Annotated in this window: 1 protein-coding gene; it reads right to left on the bottom strand. The window is 47.5% G+C overall.

The window, feature by feature from the left end:
* Positions 1-256 precede the first annotated feature (256 nt).
* Positions 257-511, bottom strand: a complete 255-nt coding sequence (locus ETC02_RS16890; RefSeq protein ID WP_371810224.1) for an EamA family transporter — start codon at positions 509-511, stop codon at positions 257-259.
* Positions 512-568: the final 57 nt, after the last annotated feature.

The raw sequence follows: 568 nt of genomic DNA on the forward strand, positions 1-568 counted from the left end.
AGATGCTTGATGACCGGTTTGGAAAGCTGCAGCGTCAACCCCAGCGTGAAGAAAAACTTGTGGATTCCTTGGTGATGTGCTAATCTATTCATGAGACATGAACCTCCTTGTGTGAATGGGTTTTGAGCACATCTATTTTACCCAAGGAGTCCGGTTCATGTCTCCTTTTTTGTTTGGTTGTCAATTTATGTTAGTGAATTTGCTCATCTACAGCATTTTTCTTTTTTACCGGTCATTTCATTTGCCGCTGCATTCCTTACGCACTTTGCCCGCTTCGCACCGCCACTGCCACTCCGGCAACAATGAGCGCCCCGCCGAGCCAAAACGAGACATCAAGTTGCTCTTGTAAAAACAGCCAGCCAAAGAGCGAGCCGACGAGCGGCTGGAAAAAGAAAAAGAGCGAGCCGACGCCGGCATCAATCATTTCCATCCCTTTGTTCCAAAGAAGGGGCTGACCCAAAAGTCCGCCAAAAAGCGGACTTTTGGAGTCAGCCCTCTCTGGTTTTTGTATATTTTACCAAACGGAACAAAATTCCGACTCTGTTCTCCCCCTCATTTACGCCACCAA

The organism is Geobacillus sp. DSP4a (genome assembly GCF_013096875.1).
GTDB lineage: Bacteria > Bacillota > Bacilli > Bacillales > Anoxybacillaceae > Geobacillus > Geobacillus thermophilus.